Here is a 15,652-nt window from a genome sequence, read left to right on the forward strand (position 1 = left end):
TATATGGTTATTTACCTAGAAAATTGAAATCAGGATTGGCGGATGGATTATATGCATTGGTATACAAATAATAAGAAAATCACTATACCCCTGATTATTTTAATCATTCTGTTTCTTTTACTCTACATGTCACTTTCTCAAATAAAAAAACAGCATGAACTTAATTCAAATACTGAATATGGCACTCAACAGCCCATGCAAAACACTGAAAACCTTCAGCGTACGACTAGAAAAAAAATAAGCACAGAAAAAGGTATCACCATAGTAACAGACAATATCTCCGTAATTGCTATAGATGATGCAACTATCTATAGTGTTTACACCTATGAACAGCAAGATACCTTTACTAATTATCTGGTTGTAGCTGATTTCTTGTCTAAGGATGGAGCTTTTGTGATTAAAAATTATAACAATCTAGACATAGATTACAAAGAATTCCCATTTTCTAGTGAATTGAAGGAATTGTTAAAAAAGCAAGCAGATATAACTATTCAGAATAATATTGAGACTATTCTAAACGTAAAATGAGCGTTAACATGCAGTTTCTTTACTTTGCTAGCAAATAGTGCAGTCTATTCTCCGATTTTTAAACTATTCAATAAGTTCAACAGAACTATCCCCATAGTGAAAAATCCAGGAATTTGCCAATAAAAAACTATTATATATGCTTAAAAGGCAACAACAGATACAAACAAATTTCAGTAACTTATGAAATCTATCTGTTGTTGTTATTTTTTTATACAATATCAAAGGAATAATAATTCCTAAAGGTGGTATGGCACAAGAAACTATTGCCAATATCATAAGCAATAGACTATCATCCCTTTTCATTTCTTTATGTGGTTCTGTTCCAGACTCTATCTTATTATCCTCAATACAGATAGGAGCATTACTATTATCTACGATGCGATTTCTGTTTCGTTCATCTTCCTTAAGCAACTCATCAATCGAAACATTATAGATTTCACTCAATAGCACTAAATTATCTAAGTCTGGATACCCTTTACCAGTTTCCCATTTTGAAATAGACTGACGGGTAATATTGAGTTGAGTTGCAACTTCCCCTTGAGATAATCCTATCCGTTTACGGTTCGATCTCAATTGATCCCCTAGTGACATATCATCAACCCCCTAACTAAAAATTAATTTTACTTTTCAAACCAATCCTCAATCTGATCAGCACTAATTCTATTGGACAGATTAATTAATGCTGGTCTTAACGTCTGAATCGTTTCTACTAACTCTTCCCCACCAAATTTTACGTAAAAAGATTTATTCGTCAGTTCTTCGGACAATTGATTGATTAATTCTCCAGTTTTTTGTTGATCTGCCAAGATATTTATTAGTTTTCCCACTAAATACCGGTCTTCAAAATTACTGTCCGCAAAAAAATCGTACTTATCGATTTCCCGCTTAACGATTTCAATCATATCATCTTTTTTTTCATAATTAAATTTGCCTGCGACATCCATATATTCGATGATACCGCTCGTAATAACGGTGACTGCCTCATCTTTCTTCTGTTTAGATAATTCATCGACAATCGGTAAATTTTTTATTTGATCACGTACCATTTTTTGAATTTCTTCTTTAATGACTTCTTGTTGCAGTTCATAAAAATAATCATCCATAAACTCCTCACATGGATAACCAACTTCATTTTCCCATGCAGGATTTTTAAACTCATCAGTATAAAATTCTTCTTTGATAGCTTTCACAATTTCTGGATGTTCTTCTACAATTCTGTTCTGCCCTTTTAACTGCAAGTAATCCGCAATATATTCTTCAATGTCTCCAAAGTAAAACCAGCCTACCGGTTTTCCACTAATACTAGACAACTGGTTAATGACACTTTCAGGGGCCAATGCATAACCTTGAACATAGGAACTGATTGTTGGTTTCTTTATCCCCAAGCGATTGCCTAACTCTGTAAAGGACAGATTCATACTCTCTTTGATTTCTTTGATTCGTTGTCCTACCTTCACTCTATCAGGTTGTAATAAACCAAACATCGTTTACTTCCTCCTCATCATTTTTATTTATTATATCACTCGTATAAAATTTCGTATATATTTTTTTAAGCCAATCGTATAAATTATCGTATACAAGAAGAAGGAGAGCTATTATGCCAATTAAAATCAATGATTTCACCTTACCAAAAGAAAAACTCGAAAAAGAATACCAAGTCGTCAATGTTACTCGGTGGCAAAAAGATGGAGAAATTCTAGGTTGGAGCTATGAATGTATCCTACCAAAACTGCGCTATGAGGAAATCAGTGTCAAAATCAAATCCGAACATCCTGTGATTACTATTGAAGAACTTAACCAACAAGGCTTAGCTATGGTTACATTTACCAATTTGGTGATTGCACCTTGGGGACGATCAAACGGTTAATTCGTCAGTTACGGCTTATCGGCAACGGCAGATGCGGCAACTTTGATTCCGAAAAAACAAAGCTCCATTGCACAAAACTAATTTTCCTATGGGTTTGTTGGGTGGTTAGGACGAAACGGCGGGGCAGCGCCATAGAGCCGCTTCTGTCCGTTAAGACCGCCCAATAAACACATAGGCTGGAAGGACTGCTTTGCAGGACTTCCCCTTAACTTGATTTATAGAACAACATCAGGCGACAACTGATGGTTCTTTGACAAATGAATACGTATCAAGGAGTGATGGTTTTGAAAGCTTATAATCAGAAAATCATTGAAACTCCCACGTACCTTGAAATTTATGATTATGAAGCAATCATTACTCCTAAACAAAAAGCAGACAAAAATGAAACCAACCCAAAACGAAAAAAAGAATTAGCCTGGCTTTATGAAGAAGAAAGTACGACTACTGATAAAAGAAAAAGCTATGATGACCTATCTGCTCAAGGGCAATACGACAGCTTAAAACGAAAACAAAAATACTATCAAAATATGCGCTTTGAAATTGCCCGACTCGTGGATATGAACTTTGACAATCAGACAAAATTTTTAACCCTCACTTTCAGAGAAAACGTTCAAGATATTGCCTATGCGAATAATGAATTTAAAAAATTTATCAAACGACTAAACTACGAACTATATCACACAAAAAAAGCAAACCTAAAATACCTTGCCACTTGGGAAAAACAAGAACGAGGTGCCATCCATTACCACATCATCCTATTTGATTTTCCTTTTCTCTCTGTCAATCGCCTTACTACCATCTGGGGACATGGATTTGTCAAAATCAACAAGATTGATGTGGATAGCATCGAAAATCGTGGGCGCTATATCAGTAAATACTTCGATAAGGACTTGGATTTGAAAGAGCATAAGAAAAAAGCGTTCTTCAAGTCGCGCAACCTCAAAGTACCTAGCGTCACAAAACAACTCGTGGATCGTCCTTTTGACCCCACAAACCAAGATGTACTTTATACCAATGAGTATCTTGTAAGGCGTCCGATATTTTACAGTGCGATAAATGAAGGTGGAAATTCTGAACAAGTGATGGATTTTCAAGAAAGCATTGTTCGCTATACAAAAATCAAAAAATGAATTTCGAAAGTAGGTAAAAATATGACTGTTAATGTACCGATTGAATTCAATCAAGAAATAATTGAAGAGCTTGTTCAATTAACGAAGCAAAGAATTGAGGAAGAAGAATCAAAACAATCAAAAGCAAAGGAGTTACCTCCCTACCCAACACGAAAACAATTAAAGCAACAACTAAAGATTGGTGATACTCGCCTCAATAATTGGATTGATCATGGGTTAAAAGTCATTCCTTTTGGTAAAGAAACTCGCTTTGATCGTGAAGATGTAAAACAATTTTTAGACAGTCTAAAAATCTAACCTTGACTTACTTGTTTTCGCTGACTATGATACCGATAAGAAAGGAGAACCCCTTCTCTTTGATATACTGGCGAGTGAATCAAGGGAGAAACTTATGATAAATAAATATAAAAAGAAAAATGGCACAATCGCCTATATGTTTAAAGCATATCTCGGTATTGATCCGGTTACAGGAAAAAAGAAATACACCACCAAGCGTGGTTTTAAATCACCACAAGAAGCCAAGAAAGCTTATAATCGCTTGATGGTACAAGTAGAAGAAAATGATGTGGTGACAAATTCACAACGCCTTTTTTCAGAATTGGCAGATGAGTGGTTTGAGCAATATAAAAATACGATTCGTGAAAGTACCTATGTCGCTCAAAAATTGGCTTACAAAAAGCATATCTTACCTCTTTTTGGCAATTTGAAAATCTCAAGAATTTCAATTCCTTATTGTCAAAAACAGGTAAATCACTGGTATAGCTATTACAAAAAATATTCCAACTTAATTGGTCTGACTTCATCTGTTTTCAAGTATGCTTTGAGTTTACGGCTCATCCGAAGTAATCCCATGGATGCTGTGATTCGTCCAAAGCGTAAGAAACGAATTGACGAGGAACGCTATTCTGCACCTTACTATGAAAAGGAAGAGCTATTGGAATTCCTTGAAATTGCCAAAAAATATCCAGATCCGATTTATCCAATTTTCCGGATTTTAGCTTTTACAGGATTACGTAAGGGTGAATTATTAGCCTTACGTTGGAAAGACATTGATTTCGAGAAAAGCACACTTTCTGTTAAACAAACGTTAGCCACATGTGATAAATGGGAAATCAAATTCCAAGTTCCCAAAACAGAAAAGAGCCTTCGAACAATCTCGATAGACTCTGAAACCTTACAAGTAATAAAACGATGGCAATTAAAGCAAAAAGAATATTTTTTTAAAATGGGAATTAAACCGGCAAAGAATGGTGAACAGCTCCTATTTGTATCAGAAGAAAATAAACCACTTTATTTAGACTATGTAAATCACAACTTGAAAATCATCATAAATGAGAATAACTTAAAACGTATCACACCTCATGGTTTTCGTCATACCCATTGCAGTCTGCTATTTGAATCCGGAGCTTCTCTTAAAGAAGTTCAATTTCGGTTAGGACATACAGATATTAAAACGACTACGGATATCTACACCCATGTCACAAAAAAACAGACGGAAGAAACGGCAAATCGTTTTGCGGATTTCATGAGTTTCACAGAGGAACAACAAGGAAGTTTGCAGAAGGTCAAAAGTATGGTCAAAAGCGAAAAAAGCAGACTATCCCTATCAGATAGTCTGCTAAACGTTGGTATATCAGCGTTTTTCTTATTCTGCAGCGTTTGCGTCTTTGAGACCGTATTTTTTGTTGAAACGGTCCACACGTCCGTCGGCTTGCGTGAATTTTTGACGACCAGTGTAAAATGGATGTGAGTCAGAGGTAACTTCGACCCGGATTAATGGGTATGTGTTGCCATCTTCCCATTCAACTGTTTCTTGTGAAGTTTTAGTAGAACCTGACAAGAATTTGAAACCTGTAGTTGAGTCCATGAATACAACTGGATGGTAATCTGGATGGATTTCTGTTTTCATTTACTTTCGCTCCTTTGCCCTGGTTCATTTGCTGCGCCAGAGTTATTTGTCTAATTTACAACAAGAATATACTATCATGTTTTATCTAGAGATGCAATTATCTTTTTATATTTCTTCGTGGTGTCTTTTTACCAAAAGAAACTTCTTTAAAAGCGCCAAAAAGCGCGGTATTATTTTTGGTTTTCTTTAAAAACTGCACAAACTGGTCGGTATACTCTAAAGAGTCGCCTAACATATTGTTCCGTAATTTCCATGTTTCTTCTAATTGTTCAGGTTTCATTAATAATTCTTCTTTACGTGTACCTGATTTTTTAATATCAATAGCTGGGAAAATACGACGCTCTGCTAGTTCTCGTGAAAGGTGCAATTCCATGTTCCCGGTTCCTTTGAACTCTTCGTAAATGACATCGTCCATTCTACTGCCTGTATCAACTAAAGCAGTAGCTAAAATAGTTAAGCTGCCGCCTTCTTCGATATTACGAGCCGCACCAAAAAATTTCTTTGGTTTATACAAAGCAGCAGGATCAATCCCCCCACTTAATGTCCGTCCGCTTGGCGGTACTACTAAGTTATAGGCTCGTGCTAAACGGGTAATGGAGTCCATCAAAATAACGACATCTCGTTTGTCTTCTACTAAACGCATGGCACGCTCTAAGACAAGTTCAGAAACGCGGGTGTGATTTTGCGGTTGCAAATCAAAAGTCGAAGACACCACATCTCCTTTAACACTACGTTCTAAATCCGTTACTTCTTCTGGGCGTTCATCAATTAGTAAAACAATTAATTCAACATCTGGATAATTATCGGTGATTCCATTTGCGATTTCTTTTAAAATGCTCGTTTTACCCGCTTTTGGTGGAGCGACAATCAATCCCCGTTGGCCAAAACCAACTGGGGCAAAAATATCAATCATCCGTGTTGCCAAACGGCCAGATTTGGTTTCCAATCGAATTTGACGATCAGGATAAAGTGGGGTTAAGGCAGGAAAATGCGGACGTTCTTTCGCTTCTTCAGGATCTTTTCCATTTACACTTTCAACATGCATCAAACCATAATAACGTTCGGATTCCTTAGGTGGTCTGGCCTTACCCGCAACTTTGTCACCGTTGCGTAGACCAAATCGGCGAATTTGCGATGAAGAAATGTAGATATCTTCGGCACTGGGACCATAATTAATGGGACGTAAAAAACCGTAACCGTCTTGACCGACAATATCCAAAACGCCTTCCATATAAAAGAAACCTTGCTTTTCAGCTTGAGCCCGAATGACCGCCAATGATAACTCTTTTTTGTTCATTTGGCTGTAATAAGGAATTTTGAATTGTTTGGCGTACTGATAAATGTCTTTTAGCGTGCTGTTTTCCAGCTCCGCCATTGTTAAATAATCTTTTTTCATGCTTGATCCTCGCGATCTGTTTCTATCATTTTAACATCCGCACCTAGAGCTGTTAGTTTTTCAACGATATGGTCATAACCGCGTAAAATATATTCAACATTCATAATGGTGGTCGTGCCTTCTGCCATTAAACCGGCAATTACAAGACAGGCTCCCGCTCGTAAATCAGAAGCGATAACTTCAGCTCCATGTAATTGTTTTGGCCCATTTAAAATCATCATATTGCCTTCTATTTGAGCATCTGCGCCCATGCGCACAAGTTCTGGAATATGATTGATTCGCTTGGAATAAATCGTATCGATAATTTCAGAAGTTCCGTTAGCTTTAATAAGTAGTGGTGTAATGGGTTGTTGCAAATCTGTTGCAAAACCAGGATAAGGGTAAGTTTTGATGTGGACAGGATTTAATTTTTCAACTGGAAAGACTTCAATGGTGTCTTCACTAATTTCCATTGGAACACCTAATTCTTCTAATTTGGCAATGTAACTTTCTAAATGTTCATAGATTACATTATGAACTTTAATTCCATCGCCACAAGCTGCTGCTAGAGCTAAATAAGTCCCCGCTTCAATTCGGTCTGGGATAATCGCATGACGACACCCATGCAATTCATCGACACCCTCAATTCTAATTTCATTAGTGCCCGCTCCCCGAATTTTTGCCCCCATATTATTTAGCAAGGTGGCGACATCAATTATTTCGGGCTCTCGTGCCGCATTTTCAATAATCGTGCGTCCTTTGGCTTTCACTGCAGCTAACATGACATTAATGGTTGCACCAATAGAAACCACATCCATAAAGATGCGCTCGCCTTTTAACTCTTTATTTTCTGTCCGCAAATACATCGCACCGTGCTCATTGTTGACAGATGCCCCTAAAGCTTCAAAGCCTTTAACGTGCAAGTCAATGGGACGCGGACCCAAATAACAGCCTCCTGGTAATCCTACGACTGCTTCACCAAATTTTCCTAGCAAAGCGCCCATAAAATAATAAGACGCGCGTAAGCTATTGATTTTGCCACTTGGCATTGGAATAGAGACAATTTCAGTTGGATCAATCGTCATTGTATTATTTTCAAATTGGACCTTCACGCCCATGATTTCTAAAATTTCCATTAACGAATGCACATCGTTAATATCAGGAACACCTTCTAAAACGACAGGTGAGTCTGCTAAAATTGCAGCCGGAATGAGTGCGACTGCGCTATTTTTGGCGCCACTAATTGTTACTTCACCTTGAAGTTTACGGCCACCATTAATGATGATTTTTTTCATAAAAGCCACCTATTCTTATTTTATTCACACTCGCTAATTTTAACACAGACGCTCTCTTTGCAAAAGAGCGGAGCTATTTAGCTTAAAAAGATTTATAAGAAAAAAGACACGCGAGTTTTTCATATCTTTTCCAAAATAGATCTTGGCTATCGATACAAAAAAACGAACGTGTCTTTTACTTTCTTACAATTTATTTACTTTCAATTGTGCCAATAACAGCATTTGCATTAACCTTTTGCAATGCTATATCAAGCTGAGCTAACTCATTGCTATTGGTACAAACTACCATAATATCGCTATCTTTACCACTAGCTTTTACTTTAGCTAAATCCATTTTAGCTAACATTTGGCCACGACCTACTTTTTGCCCTTCTGTTACAAAAACAGTGAATGGTTCACCCTTTAGACTGACAGTATCAATTCCCATGTGTACTAGGATTTCCAAGCCATTATCTGCTTTAATTCCAATTGCATGTTTAGTTGGGAAAACGCTAGTAATCGTACCAGATACTGGTGTAAAAACAGCATCATCACTTGGGGTTACTGCAAATCCTTCACCCATCATTTTTTGTGAGAAGACATCATCACTTACTGTTGTAATGTCTTTTACTATACCATTACTAATCGCAAAAACATCTTGTTTTTTGGTCATAGCTTTTGCGACTGGTACTTCTTTTTTCGCAGTTGTATTAGAAACACCACCTTGATGTAAACGGGTCATTTCATCTGCGACAAATTGTACTTCTGTCCCAACGATAACTTGAATATTTTTATCATCGATTACTTTGACCCCAGGCATACCAGTACGCTTAATTTTTCCTTGATCCACTGTACCAGTATCTTTTACCTGTAAACGCAAACGCGTCGTACAATTATCAATCGAAGTAACATTCGCTGCACCGCCCAAAGCATTGTATATTTGGTTTGCAATTGCGGCAAACTTATCGTCTCCAGCAGCAACAAATTGATCAATATCTTCTGTCGCTTCTTCTTCATCTTCTTCACGACCAGGTGTCATCAAGTTAAATTTCTTAATCACAAACATAAATGTTACATAATATACAACTGCCATAATTAAACCTAAGACAATTAACATATACGGTTTATTAGCAATTGGAACGCGTAAACTCAAGAAAAAGTCAATGAACCCTGCACTAAAATTAAAGCCTGCTGTCCAATGAAAAGTTGCTGCGATAAACATTGAGATACCAGTTAAAGCCGCATGAACCACATATAAAGGCCATGCCACAAACATAAATGAAAATTCTAGGGGTTCTGTCACACCTGTAAAAAATGATGCAAAAGCGGCAGCAACCATTAATGATGCAGTGACTTTTTTCTTTTCAGGTTTGGCACATTGATAAATTGCCAATGCACCAGCAGGTAAACCAAACATCATAACTGGGAAGAATCCAGCTTGATACATCCCCGTAATACCTTTTGTTCCTTCACTTGCCCAGAATTTACCAATATCATCAATTCCCGCCAAGTTAAACCAAAATACGTTGTTTAACGCATGGTGTAACCCAGTTGGAATTAATAAACGGTTAAAGAACCCATAAAGACCTGCCCCAACTGGTCCCATGCTTGAAATCATTTCGCCAAAAGCTACTAATGCGTTATAAACAGGTGGCCAAATAAAAATTAATAATGCCGAAATAATTGCCATTAAACCGGCAGTCACAATTGGAACTGCTCGTTTACCACTGAAAAAAGATAACGCCATTGGCAATTTCACGCCACTAAAACGGTTATACATCGCTGCAGCTACTAAACCAGCTAAAATCCCGATAAATACATTTTTATTATTAATTGCACCAAAAGCTACGTTGACTTTTTCAATGTCTACTTTGGTAAATAGCGCAACTGCTTGACTATTTACCAATGTCATCGGTGTTAAAAAGGCTACCAAACCAGCTAATGCCGCAGCGCCATCTTTATCTTTTGACATACCATAAGCTAAGCCAACGGCAAATAAAATACCTAGATTATCTAGAATTGTGCCCCCTGCTTTAATTAAAAAGGCAGCCAAAATATTATTTCCACCCCAACCGCTCGGATCAATCCAATAACCAATTCCCATAAAAAGTGCTGCTACTGGTAAGGTTGCGACCGGCAACATTAAAGAGCGACCAATTCGTTGTAAATATGCTTTCATTTCTAATTCCCCTCTTCTTTTTGGGCTACGCGCTTCAATCTTTCAATATGAATTGCAATATAGCCTAATTCTTCACTGGAAGTCGCCAATTGATACTGTTTAATCAGCATGACTCGAACTTTTTTGGCAATTTCATAACTTTCCGGGTACTTTTCTCGTACCATTTCGACAATTTCATCGTCTAAAACCGCATATTGCTGTTTTTGATAACGTTGCAATAACAAACGCAAATGATTAGCCAAACGTGAGTAGTTCAGTGCCATAGCTTCTGCATATAAATCAATTTGCAACTCTTTGGCAATTAAATTCATAATTTCTGAAACAATTGTGACTTCTCGAATGCTACGATGGTTATTCCGCTCGCCATTACGCGCACTGTGTAAATGGATAGCAATATACCCTGCCTCATCATAACTATAAGGAATTTTAAGCTCACTATTTAAATAATCTACTGCCCATTGTGCAATCCCAAATTCTTCTTTGTGGAGTACTTCAATTTCTTTTAGCAATTTATTGCGTACAATAATGCCGTTACTTATATTTTCTGCACTAAATGCCAAATGATCTGTTAAAGCAATTAAAACGTGTTCATTTAATTTTTCCATTAAAACCATTTCTGCATGATTGACGATGTGCTCTGCAGCAAATAAAAATTTCTCGTCAATTTGATTTAGCAGATTTTGCAATTTCATCTGGGAGTCTGGCTCCATGACAAACATCCGCTCGACTTCTTTTGCAAAAATGAGATCATTCCTTTTTTTGTTAAAGCCAATTCCTTTACCAATTGCAACTTTTTCCTGACCGTCGTCATCGATTAAGACTGCATTTTGATTCAATAATTTTTTAACTTTCATGGTTCACCTCTGCAGATTTTAGAAAGTATTTTGCAACCAAAGAAATAAAATAGACGTGAAAAAACCAACTTCAACCAATCGCTTGAAGTGAGTCTTTCCACGCCTAGTATTATCTAGTCACATGAAATAATATTATTTACATTCGTCATTATAAAGAAAACGTTCGCAAAGGTCAATACCAATTTTTAAAAAAATTCGCAATTCTTAAAAAAATAAATGAAGCAGCTGATAAAAACAACTATTACAATTCCATAAATGTTATTATTTTCTTGTATTTTTTTAAACACTCTAAGGATAATAGAGCAGTTAAATAAACTGTTTTTGCGTCACTTGGCGATGAATTTGATAGACAGCACCAATCATACCGGCATCATTTTGTAATTTAGCCGGACGTACAGCTGCGATTGTTTGATCTTTTAAATAATGAATTGACTCATGTCGGTTCATTACTTCACTTAGTCTCGTTTGGAAGCGTTCATTAAACTCCTTATTGGAGCTGATGCCACCGCCAAATAAAATCACTTCCGGATCAAAGCAGCTGATTAAATTTAGCATCCCGACTGCTAAATCAGTTAAAAACTGATCGACAATTTTTAGTGCCAGTGTTTCGCCTGCCGCTTCTTTGGCAAAGATTTTTCGTGCATCCCAGATATCTATAGCATTCTTATCGGCTGCTTTTTGCGCTAAATTATATTGATAACAAAGCCCACCAACTGTTGCTGCACGCTTATTCCATGACACCTCTTCAATATCGCCGCTCTTTGGTAGTGTATCTATAATACTCCAGCCAAATTCACCAGCCATGCCATGGGCTCCGCGGTATACTTCTCCATTAATAACAATACCGCCACCAATACCTGTACCCAATACAATACACAAATAATTATCCAAACCAATAGCATTGCCGATCCAACGTTCTGCGATTGCTGCAGCATTCGCATCATTTTCAATTGAAACCGCAAGACCGGTACGTCGTTCTAACTCAACTTTGATATTGGCACCATAAAAAGGTTTTATCGCACCGGCAGTCTGCATATAGCCATCTTTTTGAATAATACCTGGTGCACTAATTCCAATGCCATCAATTTTTTTATAGTGTTCTTGCGCGTTTTCCACAATTGCTACTAATTCATCTAAGAACTCGGCTAAATCATAATTTGTCGGAATTGCAGCTTTTTCTAGAATATTTCCTGTTTCATCTAACACACCGTATTTCACGGTTGTTCCACCAATATCAAACCCTACGTACATATTCTCAACTTCCCTCTTTCATATTCTCGTATTGACTAAAAACTTTTAGGAGTAATTTTGCATTAATAAAAAATACTGACCCAAATCCAATAAAGAGCCAAGCAAATAGTAACTTGGGTAAATATACCGGCAATAAAAACAGCCCGCCCACCGTTACAAAAAATAAAATAATACTGATTGGTAAATGTTTTAACGATAAAATCATAGCGTTTGTAATAGTTGCGGCCAATGTATTTTCAAAACGGGCAATTAGTGGAAAAAGATACAAACTCAGCAAAATAATAAATGTAAGCCCCACCATGACCATATAATAAGCAACTTTATTTCCCACAATGAGATAACGGAAATACGGTAAAGCAAAAAGCATACCACCAACTATCGCGATTATCAGTAGCCACATTTTGGTAGCTGGAGGAAAATTTTGTTTGAATTGGTGCCAGTACGTTTTATATAAAACACCTTCTTTATGTTCGGTTAATTTATAAGCAGTCCCATATGCTGCGCTGATTGCAGCACCGATAGTAAAAAGCGGCAAACAGGAAATAATAAAAATAACATTCAATAACAATACTTGATAGAGCCGCTCCATCCCGCCATAGATTAGGCCATCGGTACTAAATATTTTTTGCATGATACTTCCTCCTTGTTTTTGTCACAGATTACTTGGTTACTTGTTCTATGTATAGAAGAAGCAAAACTGCTTCTCCTAGAAAAATTACATGTCTAATTTTTTCTTATTTTCTTCAATTTTATCGTTACGAACTTTATTTACATCATTAATCTTATTATCTTTTTGGAAATCTTCGTATTTATTTAACAAACCGTCTAGTTCTTTGTCATCTTTTGCCCGCAACATACCTACAAGAGTTGTGCTCCAATTTGTTTGGATTGCACTTAAAGCTCGCGCTTCTTGACTACCCGCATCAGGGCCAATATTTTCTGTTAAAAATTGTGAAGTTAATTTCCCTTCACCCCATTGTTGCATTTGTTTCACTGCATCGACGTATGAATCATCATTCATTGCTTTAAAGCGGTCATGACCAAATTGAATGAACTCACCCATGCGGTACTCCAATTGCCATTTTTCAGGATCATCTTGTTGAATTTTACGTGCTTCATCGGTCCATTTTACTTTATCGCCTTCTTTAGTATAGGTTTGTCCTTCAATACCAAAGTTTGTTAACATTTCACCTTCATCACTTAAAAGATAAGTGAACACTTGCATTGCTTTAGCAGGATCTTTGCAGTTTTTACCAATGTAGTTAATCATCCAACCAGAAATACCAGCTTGTGTTAATGTTGCTTTATTACCTTGGGTACTTTGAATGCCGTCAATTGCAATATATTCGCTGTCTGGATTTGCAGCTTTAAAGGTTTGTAATGGAATCCCTTGGTTTACAAATGAGCCAATCATAACAGCACCATATTTACCAGTTTGTAATTTTTCTTTGAATTTATCGCCATCATCTGTGAAAGTATCATCAGAAATATTGCCGTCTTGGTGAACTTGACGGAAAGCCTTCACCCATTTAATATAATCAGAATCTAAATTACGGTCATAGTATTTGCCATCTTTTGTATAAGGGACACCTAGCATATCTTGTACAACGCTATCCATAGAGCCATTTGAAGAACCATCTTTAGCAAAATCATTAAACCCAAATGGAATTAAATCTGGAAATTGTGCTTTAATCTTCTTCATACCGGCCACAAAGCCTTCTGGTGTTGTGAAGTCGGGTTTTCCAATTGCTTCATAGACATCTTTTCTAATAATAAATGCATCTCGGGCAAAAATATCCCCACTATCAAAGTCTTGTTGCGTATTGGAATAATCTGGATAGCCATAAGATTTTCCATCGGACAATTTATACCAATTTAATGTTTCTTGACGGGCTACTTTATTAAAATATGGATCATATTTTTTCGCTAAATCTTGTAATGGTAATGCCCAAGAATTTGCTTTACGTGCTACTTGTGAGTTGGAGTCAAAGATAGTCACAATGTCTGGCATATCTCCGCCAGCAAAATACGTATTTAATTTGGTGTCATCACCAGTAATGAATTTGATATCGACATTTAAATCTTCTTTGACTTTTTTAGTTACCATATCTTTACCAAATTCTGTATTCCACCAATCAGCGTTTACGTACCAAGTTAATTTGGTCGCTTCTTTTTTGGTATCTAATTTCCAGGCTGGTGTATTTTCATCTGGTTTATATCGGTCTTCAATGGAGGGGAGATCCACCTTTTTTTCTGCTGTTGATTCATCTTTTTTACTACCACAGGCTCCTAATGCTAAGACTGCGCTTGCCAGTGCCAAAGTCCCTACGATTTTTTTGCTTGAAAACTTAAACATTTATTACTCCTCCTATTCTTTTACTGCCCCAAGCATCATGCCTGAGATAAAATGTTTTTGTAGCAATGGATAAATAATTAAAATCGGAACGGTCGTGACTACGATAGTTGCCAATTGTACCCCCTTAGATGTTGTGCTAATTTCGACCGCCGCATTTAAGCCTTGTTGGGATGCTGCTTGTGATTGCGTAATAATTTCGTATAATTTCATTTGCAAAGGATATAATGCTTTATCCGTTACGTATAATTTAGCTGTCATAAAGTCATTCCACTGCCAAACCCCGTGAAAAAGGGCAATTGTTGCTAATGCAGGTTTAGATAAAGGCACAAAGATTTTCAAAAATACGCCCCAATCACTTGCTCCATCAATCTTAGCTGACTCTTCCAAAGATGTTGGTACATCTCTAAAAAAGTTCATCAAGATAATAACATCGTAATAAGAAAGTAGGGCTGGGATAATGTAGACCCAAAAAGTATTTAATAGCCCTAAAGATTTAATCAATAAGTATGTTGGAATCATCCCACCAGAAAAGAACATGGTGATAATTCCCATCGTGGAATACAATCCCCGACCTTTTAAATTTCTTTTTGATAAAGCATAAGCCATAATGGCACAAAATGCGGTATGCGCTAAAACACCAATTACTGTCTTTCCCACTGAAATAATTAATGCTTGCCAAATGGAAGCATCGCCTAAAACCTTGCGATAATTATCAAATGAGATTTCTGAAGGCCAGAAAACGAAATCCCCCTTTGCCAATGCATCACTTGAGGCAAAAGATGACGCTACGATATTCCAAACCGGCACGATAATAATGATTGTAAAAACGAGTAGGAGTAAAACATTAACAAAGTTGAAGATTTTACTGTCTTTATCTTGTACAACGTTACTTTTGGGTTTAGCGAGTGACAAACTTCTTTTTTCCATTA

15 protein-coding genes and 1 pseudogene are annotated in these 15,652 nt (G+C 36.7%); 5 read left to right on the forward strand and 11 right to left on the reverse strand.

From position 1 onward, the window contains the following. Positions 1-42: 42 nt before the first annotated feature. Positions 43-528: a hypothetical protein gene (locus tag RK01_RS07355; RefSeq protein ID WP_016172663.1), complete on the forward strand. Its 486-nt coding sequence runs from the start codon at positions 43-45 to the stop codon at positions 526-528. A gap of 63 nt (positions 529-591) precedes the next feature. On the opposite strand, the gene RK01_RS07360 is transcribed toward RK01_RS07355, so the two are convergent. Both RK01_RS07360 and RK01_RS07365 read right to left on the reverse strand, forming a co-directional pair. After that, complete coding sequence (locus tag RK01_RS07360) at positions 592-1,119, reverse strand: helix-turn-helix domain-containing protein (RefSeq protein ID WP_016172664.1); 528 nt, start codon at positions 1,117-1,119, stop codon at positions 592-594. Positions 1,120-1,148: 29 nt separating this feature from the next. Further along, entirely contained in the window at positions 1,149-2,012 is an 864-nt protein-coding gene (locus tag RK01_RS07365) for a helix-turn-helix domain-containing protein (protein ID WP_016172665.1), read from the reverse strand. Between the two features lie 113 nt (positions 2,013-2,125). Here RK01_RS07365 and RK01_RS07370 point away from each other — a divergent pair. The 4 genes and pseudogenes from RK01_RS07370 to RK01_RS07385 all read left to right on the forward strand — a co-directional run bounded on the left by RK01_RS07370 (position 2,126) and on the right by RK01_RS07385 (position 5,275). Next, a pseudogene (locus RK01_RS07370) lies at positions 2,126-2,476 on the forward strand (hypothetical protein). 203 nt (positions 2,477-2,679) lie between these two features. Beyond that, complete coding sequence (locus RK01_RS07375) at positions 2,680-3,525, forward strand: rolling circle replication-associated protein (protein WP_016172667.1); 846 nt, start codon at positions 2,680-2,682, stop codon at positions 3,523-3,525. 21 nt (positions 3,526-3,546) lie between these two features. Then, the gene (locus RK01_RS07380; protein WP_016172668.1) at positions 3,547-3,822 is read left to right on the forward strand and encodes a hypothetical protein; all 276 of its coding nucleotides are present in this window, start codon (positions 3,547-3,549) and stop codon (positions 3,820-3,822) included. A gap of 94 nt (positions 3,823-3,916) precedes the next feature. Next, positions 3,917-5,275, forward strand: a complete 1,359-nt coding sequence (locus tag RK01_RS07385; protein ID WP_016172669.1) for a site-specific integrase — start codon at positions 3,917-3,919, stop codon at positions 5,273-5,275. Here the strand turns inward: RK01_RS07385 and RK01_RS13520 are convergent. From RK01_RS13520 to RK01_RS07425, 9 genes are all read right to left on the reverse strand, one after another. Further along, the gene (locus RK01_RS13520) at positions 5,171-5,434 is read right to left on the reverse strand and encodes a type B 50S ribosomal protein L31 (RefSeq protein ID WP_016172670.1); all 264 of its coding nucleotides are present in this window, start codon (positions 5,432-5,434) and stop codon (positions 5,171-5,173) included. The two genes, RK01_RS07385 and RK01_RS13520, sit on opposite strands and share 105 nt — an antisense overlap. 97 nt (positions 5,435-5,531) lie before the next feature. Continuing rightward, positions 5,532-6,830 (reverse strand): transcription termination factor Rho, encoded by a 1,299-nt coding sequence (gene rho / locus RK01_RS07390; RefSeq protein WP_016172671.1) that lies wholly within the window; start codon positions 6,828-6,830, stop codon positions 5,532-5,534. Beyond that, positions 6,827-8,104 carry a UDP-N-acetylglucosamine 1-carboxyvinyltransferase gene (locus RK01_RS07395; RefSeq protein ID WP_016172672.1) on the reverse strand — a complete coding sequence of 426 codons (1,278 nt, stop codon included), beginning with the start codon at positions 8,102-8,104 and terminating at the stop codon, positions 6,827-6,829. The genes rho and RK01_RS07395 overlap by 4 nt, the downstream gene beginning before the upstream one ends. Before the next feature lie 190 nt (positions 8,105-8,294). Then, the gene (gene nagE / locus RK01_RS07400; protein ID WP_016172673.1) at positions 8,295-10,262 is read right to left on the reverse strand and encodes an N-acetylglucosamine-specific PTS transporter subunit IIBC; all 1,968 of its coding nucleotides are present in this window, start codon (positions 10,260-10,262) and stop codon (positions 8,295-8,297) included. A gap of 2 nt (positions 10,263-10,264) precedes the next feature. Next, entirely contained in the window at positions 10,265-11,116 is an 852-nt protein-coding gene (locus RK01_RS07405) for a PRD domain-containing protein (protein ID WP_016172674.1), read from the reverse strand. 306 nt (positions 11,117-11,422) lie between these two features. Next, complete coding sequence (locus tag RK01_RS07410; protein ID WP_016172675.1) at positions 11,423-12,367, reverse strand: ROK family protein; 945 nt, start codon at positions 12,365-12,367, stop codon at positions 11,423-11,425. A 4-nt stretch (positions 12,368-12,371) separates the two neighbouring features. Next, positions 12,372-12,998 (reverse strand): YesL family protein, encoded by a 627-nt coding sequence (locus RK01_RS07415; protein ID WP_016172676.1) that lies wholly within the window; start codon positions 12,996-12,998, stop codon positions 12,372-12,374. An 84-nt stretch (positions 12,999-13,082) separates the two neighbouring features. Continuing rightward, entirely contained in the window at positions 13,083-14,723 is a 1,641-nt protein-coding gene (locus tag RK01_RS07420; protein ID WP_016172677.1) for a type 2 periplasmic-binding domain-containing protein, read from the reverse strand. Positions 14,724-14,735: 12 nt separating this feature from the next. Next, positions 14,736-15,650 carry a carbohydrate ABC transporter permease gene (locus RK01_RS07425; protein WP_016172678.1) on the reverse strand — a complete coding sequence of 305 codons (915 nt, stop codon included), beginning with the start codon at positions 15,648-15,650 and terminating at the stop codon, positions 14,736-14,738. Positions 15,651-15,652 lie beyond the last annotated feature (2 nt).

This window comes from Enterococcus dispar ATCC 51266, from assembly GCF_000406945.1.
In the GTDB taxonomy this organism is placed as follows: domain Bacteria; phylum Bacillota; class Bacilli; order Lactobacillales; family Enterococcaceae; genus Enterococcus_C; species Enterococcus_C dispar.

Coding starts and splice junctions, on each gene's coding strand:
- RK01_RS07355 (WP_016172663.1), top strand. CDS start 43: ATGGATTATATGCATTGGTATACAAATAATAAGAAAATCACTATACCC.
- RK01_RS07360 (WP_016172664.1), bottom strand. CDS start 1,119: ATGTCACTAGGGGATCAATTGAGATCGAACCGTAAACGGATAGGATTA.
- RK01_RS07365 (WP_016172665.1), bottom strand. CDS start 2,012: ATGTTTGGTTTATTACAACCTGATAGAGTGAAGGTAGGACAACGAATC.
- RK01_RS07380 (WP_016172668.1), top strand. CDS start 3,547: ATGACTGTTAATGTACCGATTGAATTCAATCAAGAAATAATTGAAGAG.
- RK01_RS07385 (WP_016172669.1), top strand. CDS start 3,917: ATGATAAATAAATATAAAAAGAAAAATGGCACAATCGCCTATATGTTT.
- RK01_RS13520 (WP_016172670.1), bottom strand. CDS start 5,434: ATGAAAACAGAAATCCATCCAGATTACCATCCAGTTGTATTCATGGAC.
- rho (WP_016172671.1), bottom strand. CDS start 6,830: ATGAAAAAAGATTATTTAACAATGGCGGAGCTGGAAAACAGCACGCTA.
- RK01_RS07395 (WP_016172672.1), bottom strand. CDS start 8,104: ATGAAAAAAATCATCATTAATGGTGGCCGTAAACTTCAAGGTGAAGTA.
- nagE (WP_016172673.1), bottom strand. CDS start 10,262: ATGAAAGCATATTTACAACGAATTGGTCGCTCTTTAATGTTGCCGGTC.
- RK01_RS07405 (WP_016172674.1), bottom strand. CDS start 11,116: ATGAAAGTTAAAAAATTATTGAATCAAAATGCAGTCTTAATCGATGAC.
- RK01_RS07410 (WP_016172675.1), bottom strand. CDS start 12,367: ATGTACGTAGGGTTTGATATTGGTGGAACAACCGTGAAATACGGTGTG.
- RK01_RS07415 (WP_016172676.1), bottom strand. CDS start 12,998: ATGCAAAAAATATTTAGTACCGATGGCCTAATCTATGGCGGGATGGAG.
- RK01_RS07420 (WP_016172677.1), bottom strand. CDS start 14,723: ATGTTTAAGTTTTCAAGCAAAAAAATCGTAGGGACTTTGGCACTGGCA.
- RK01_RS07425 (WP_016172678.1), bottom strand. CDS start 15,650: ATGGAAAAAAGAAGTTTGTCACTCGCTAAACCCAAAAGTAACGTTGTA.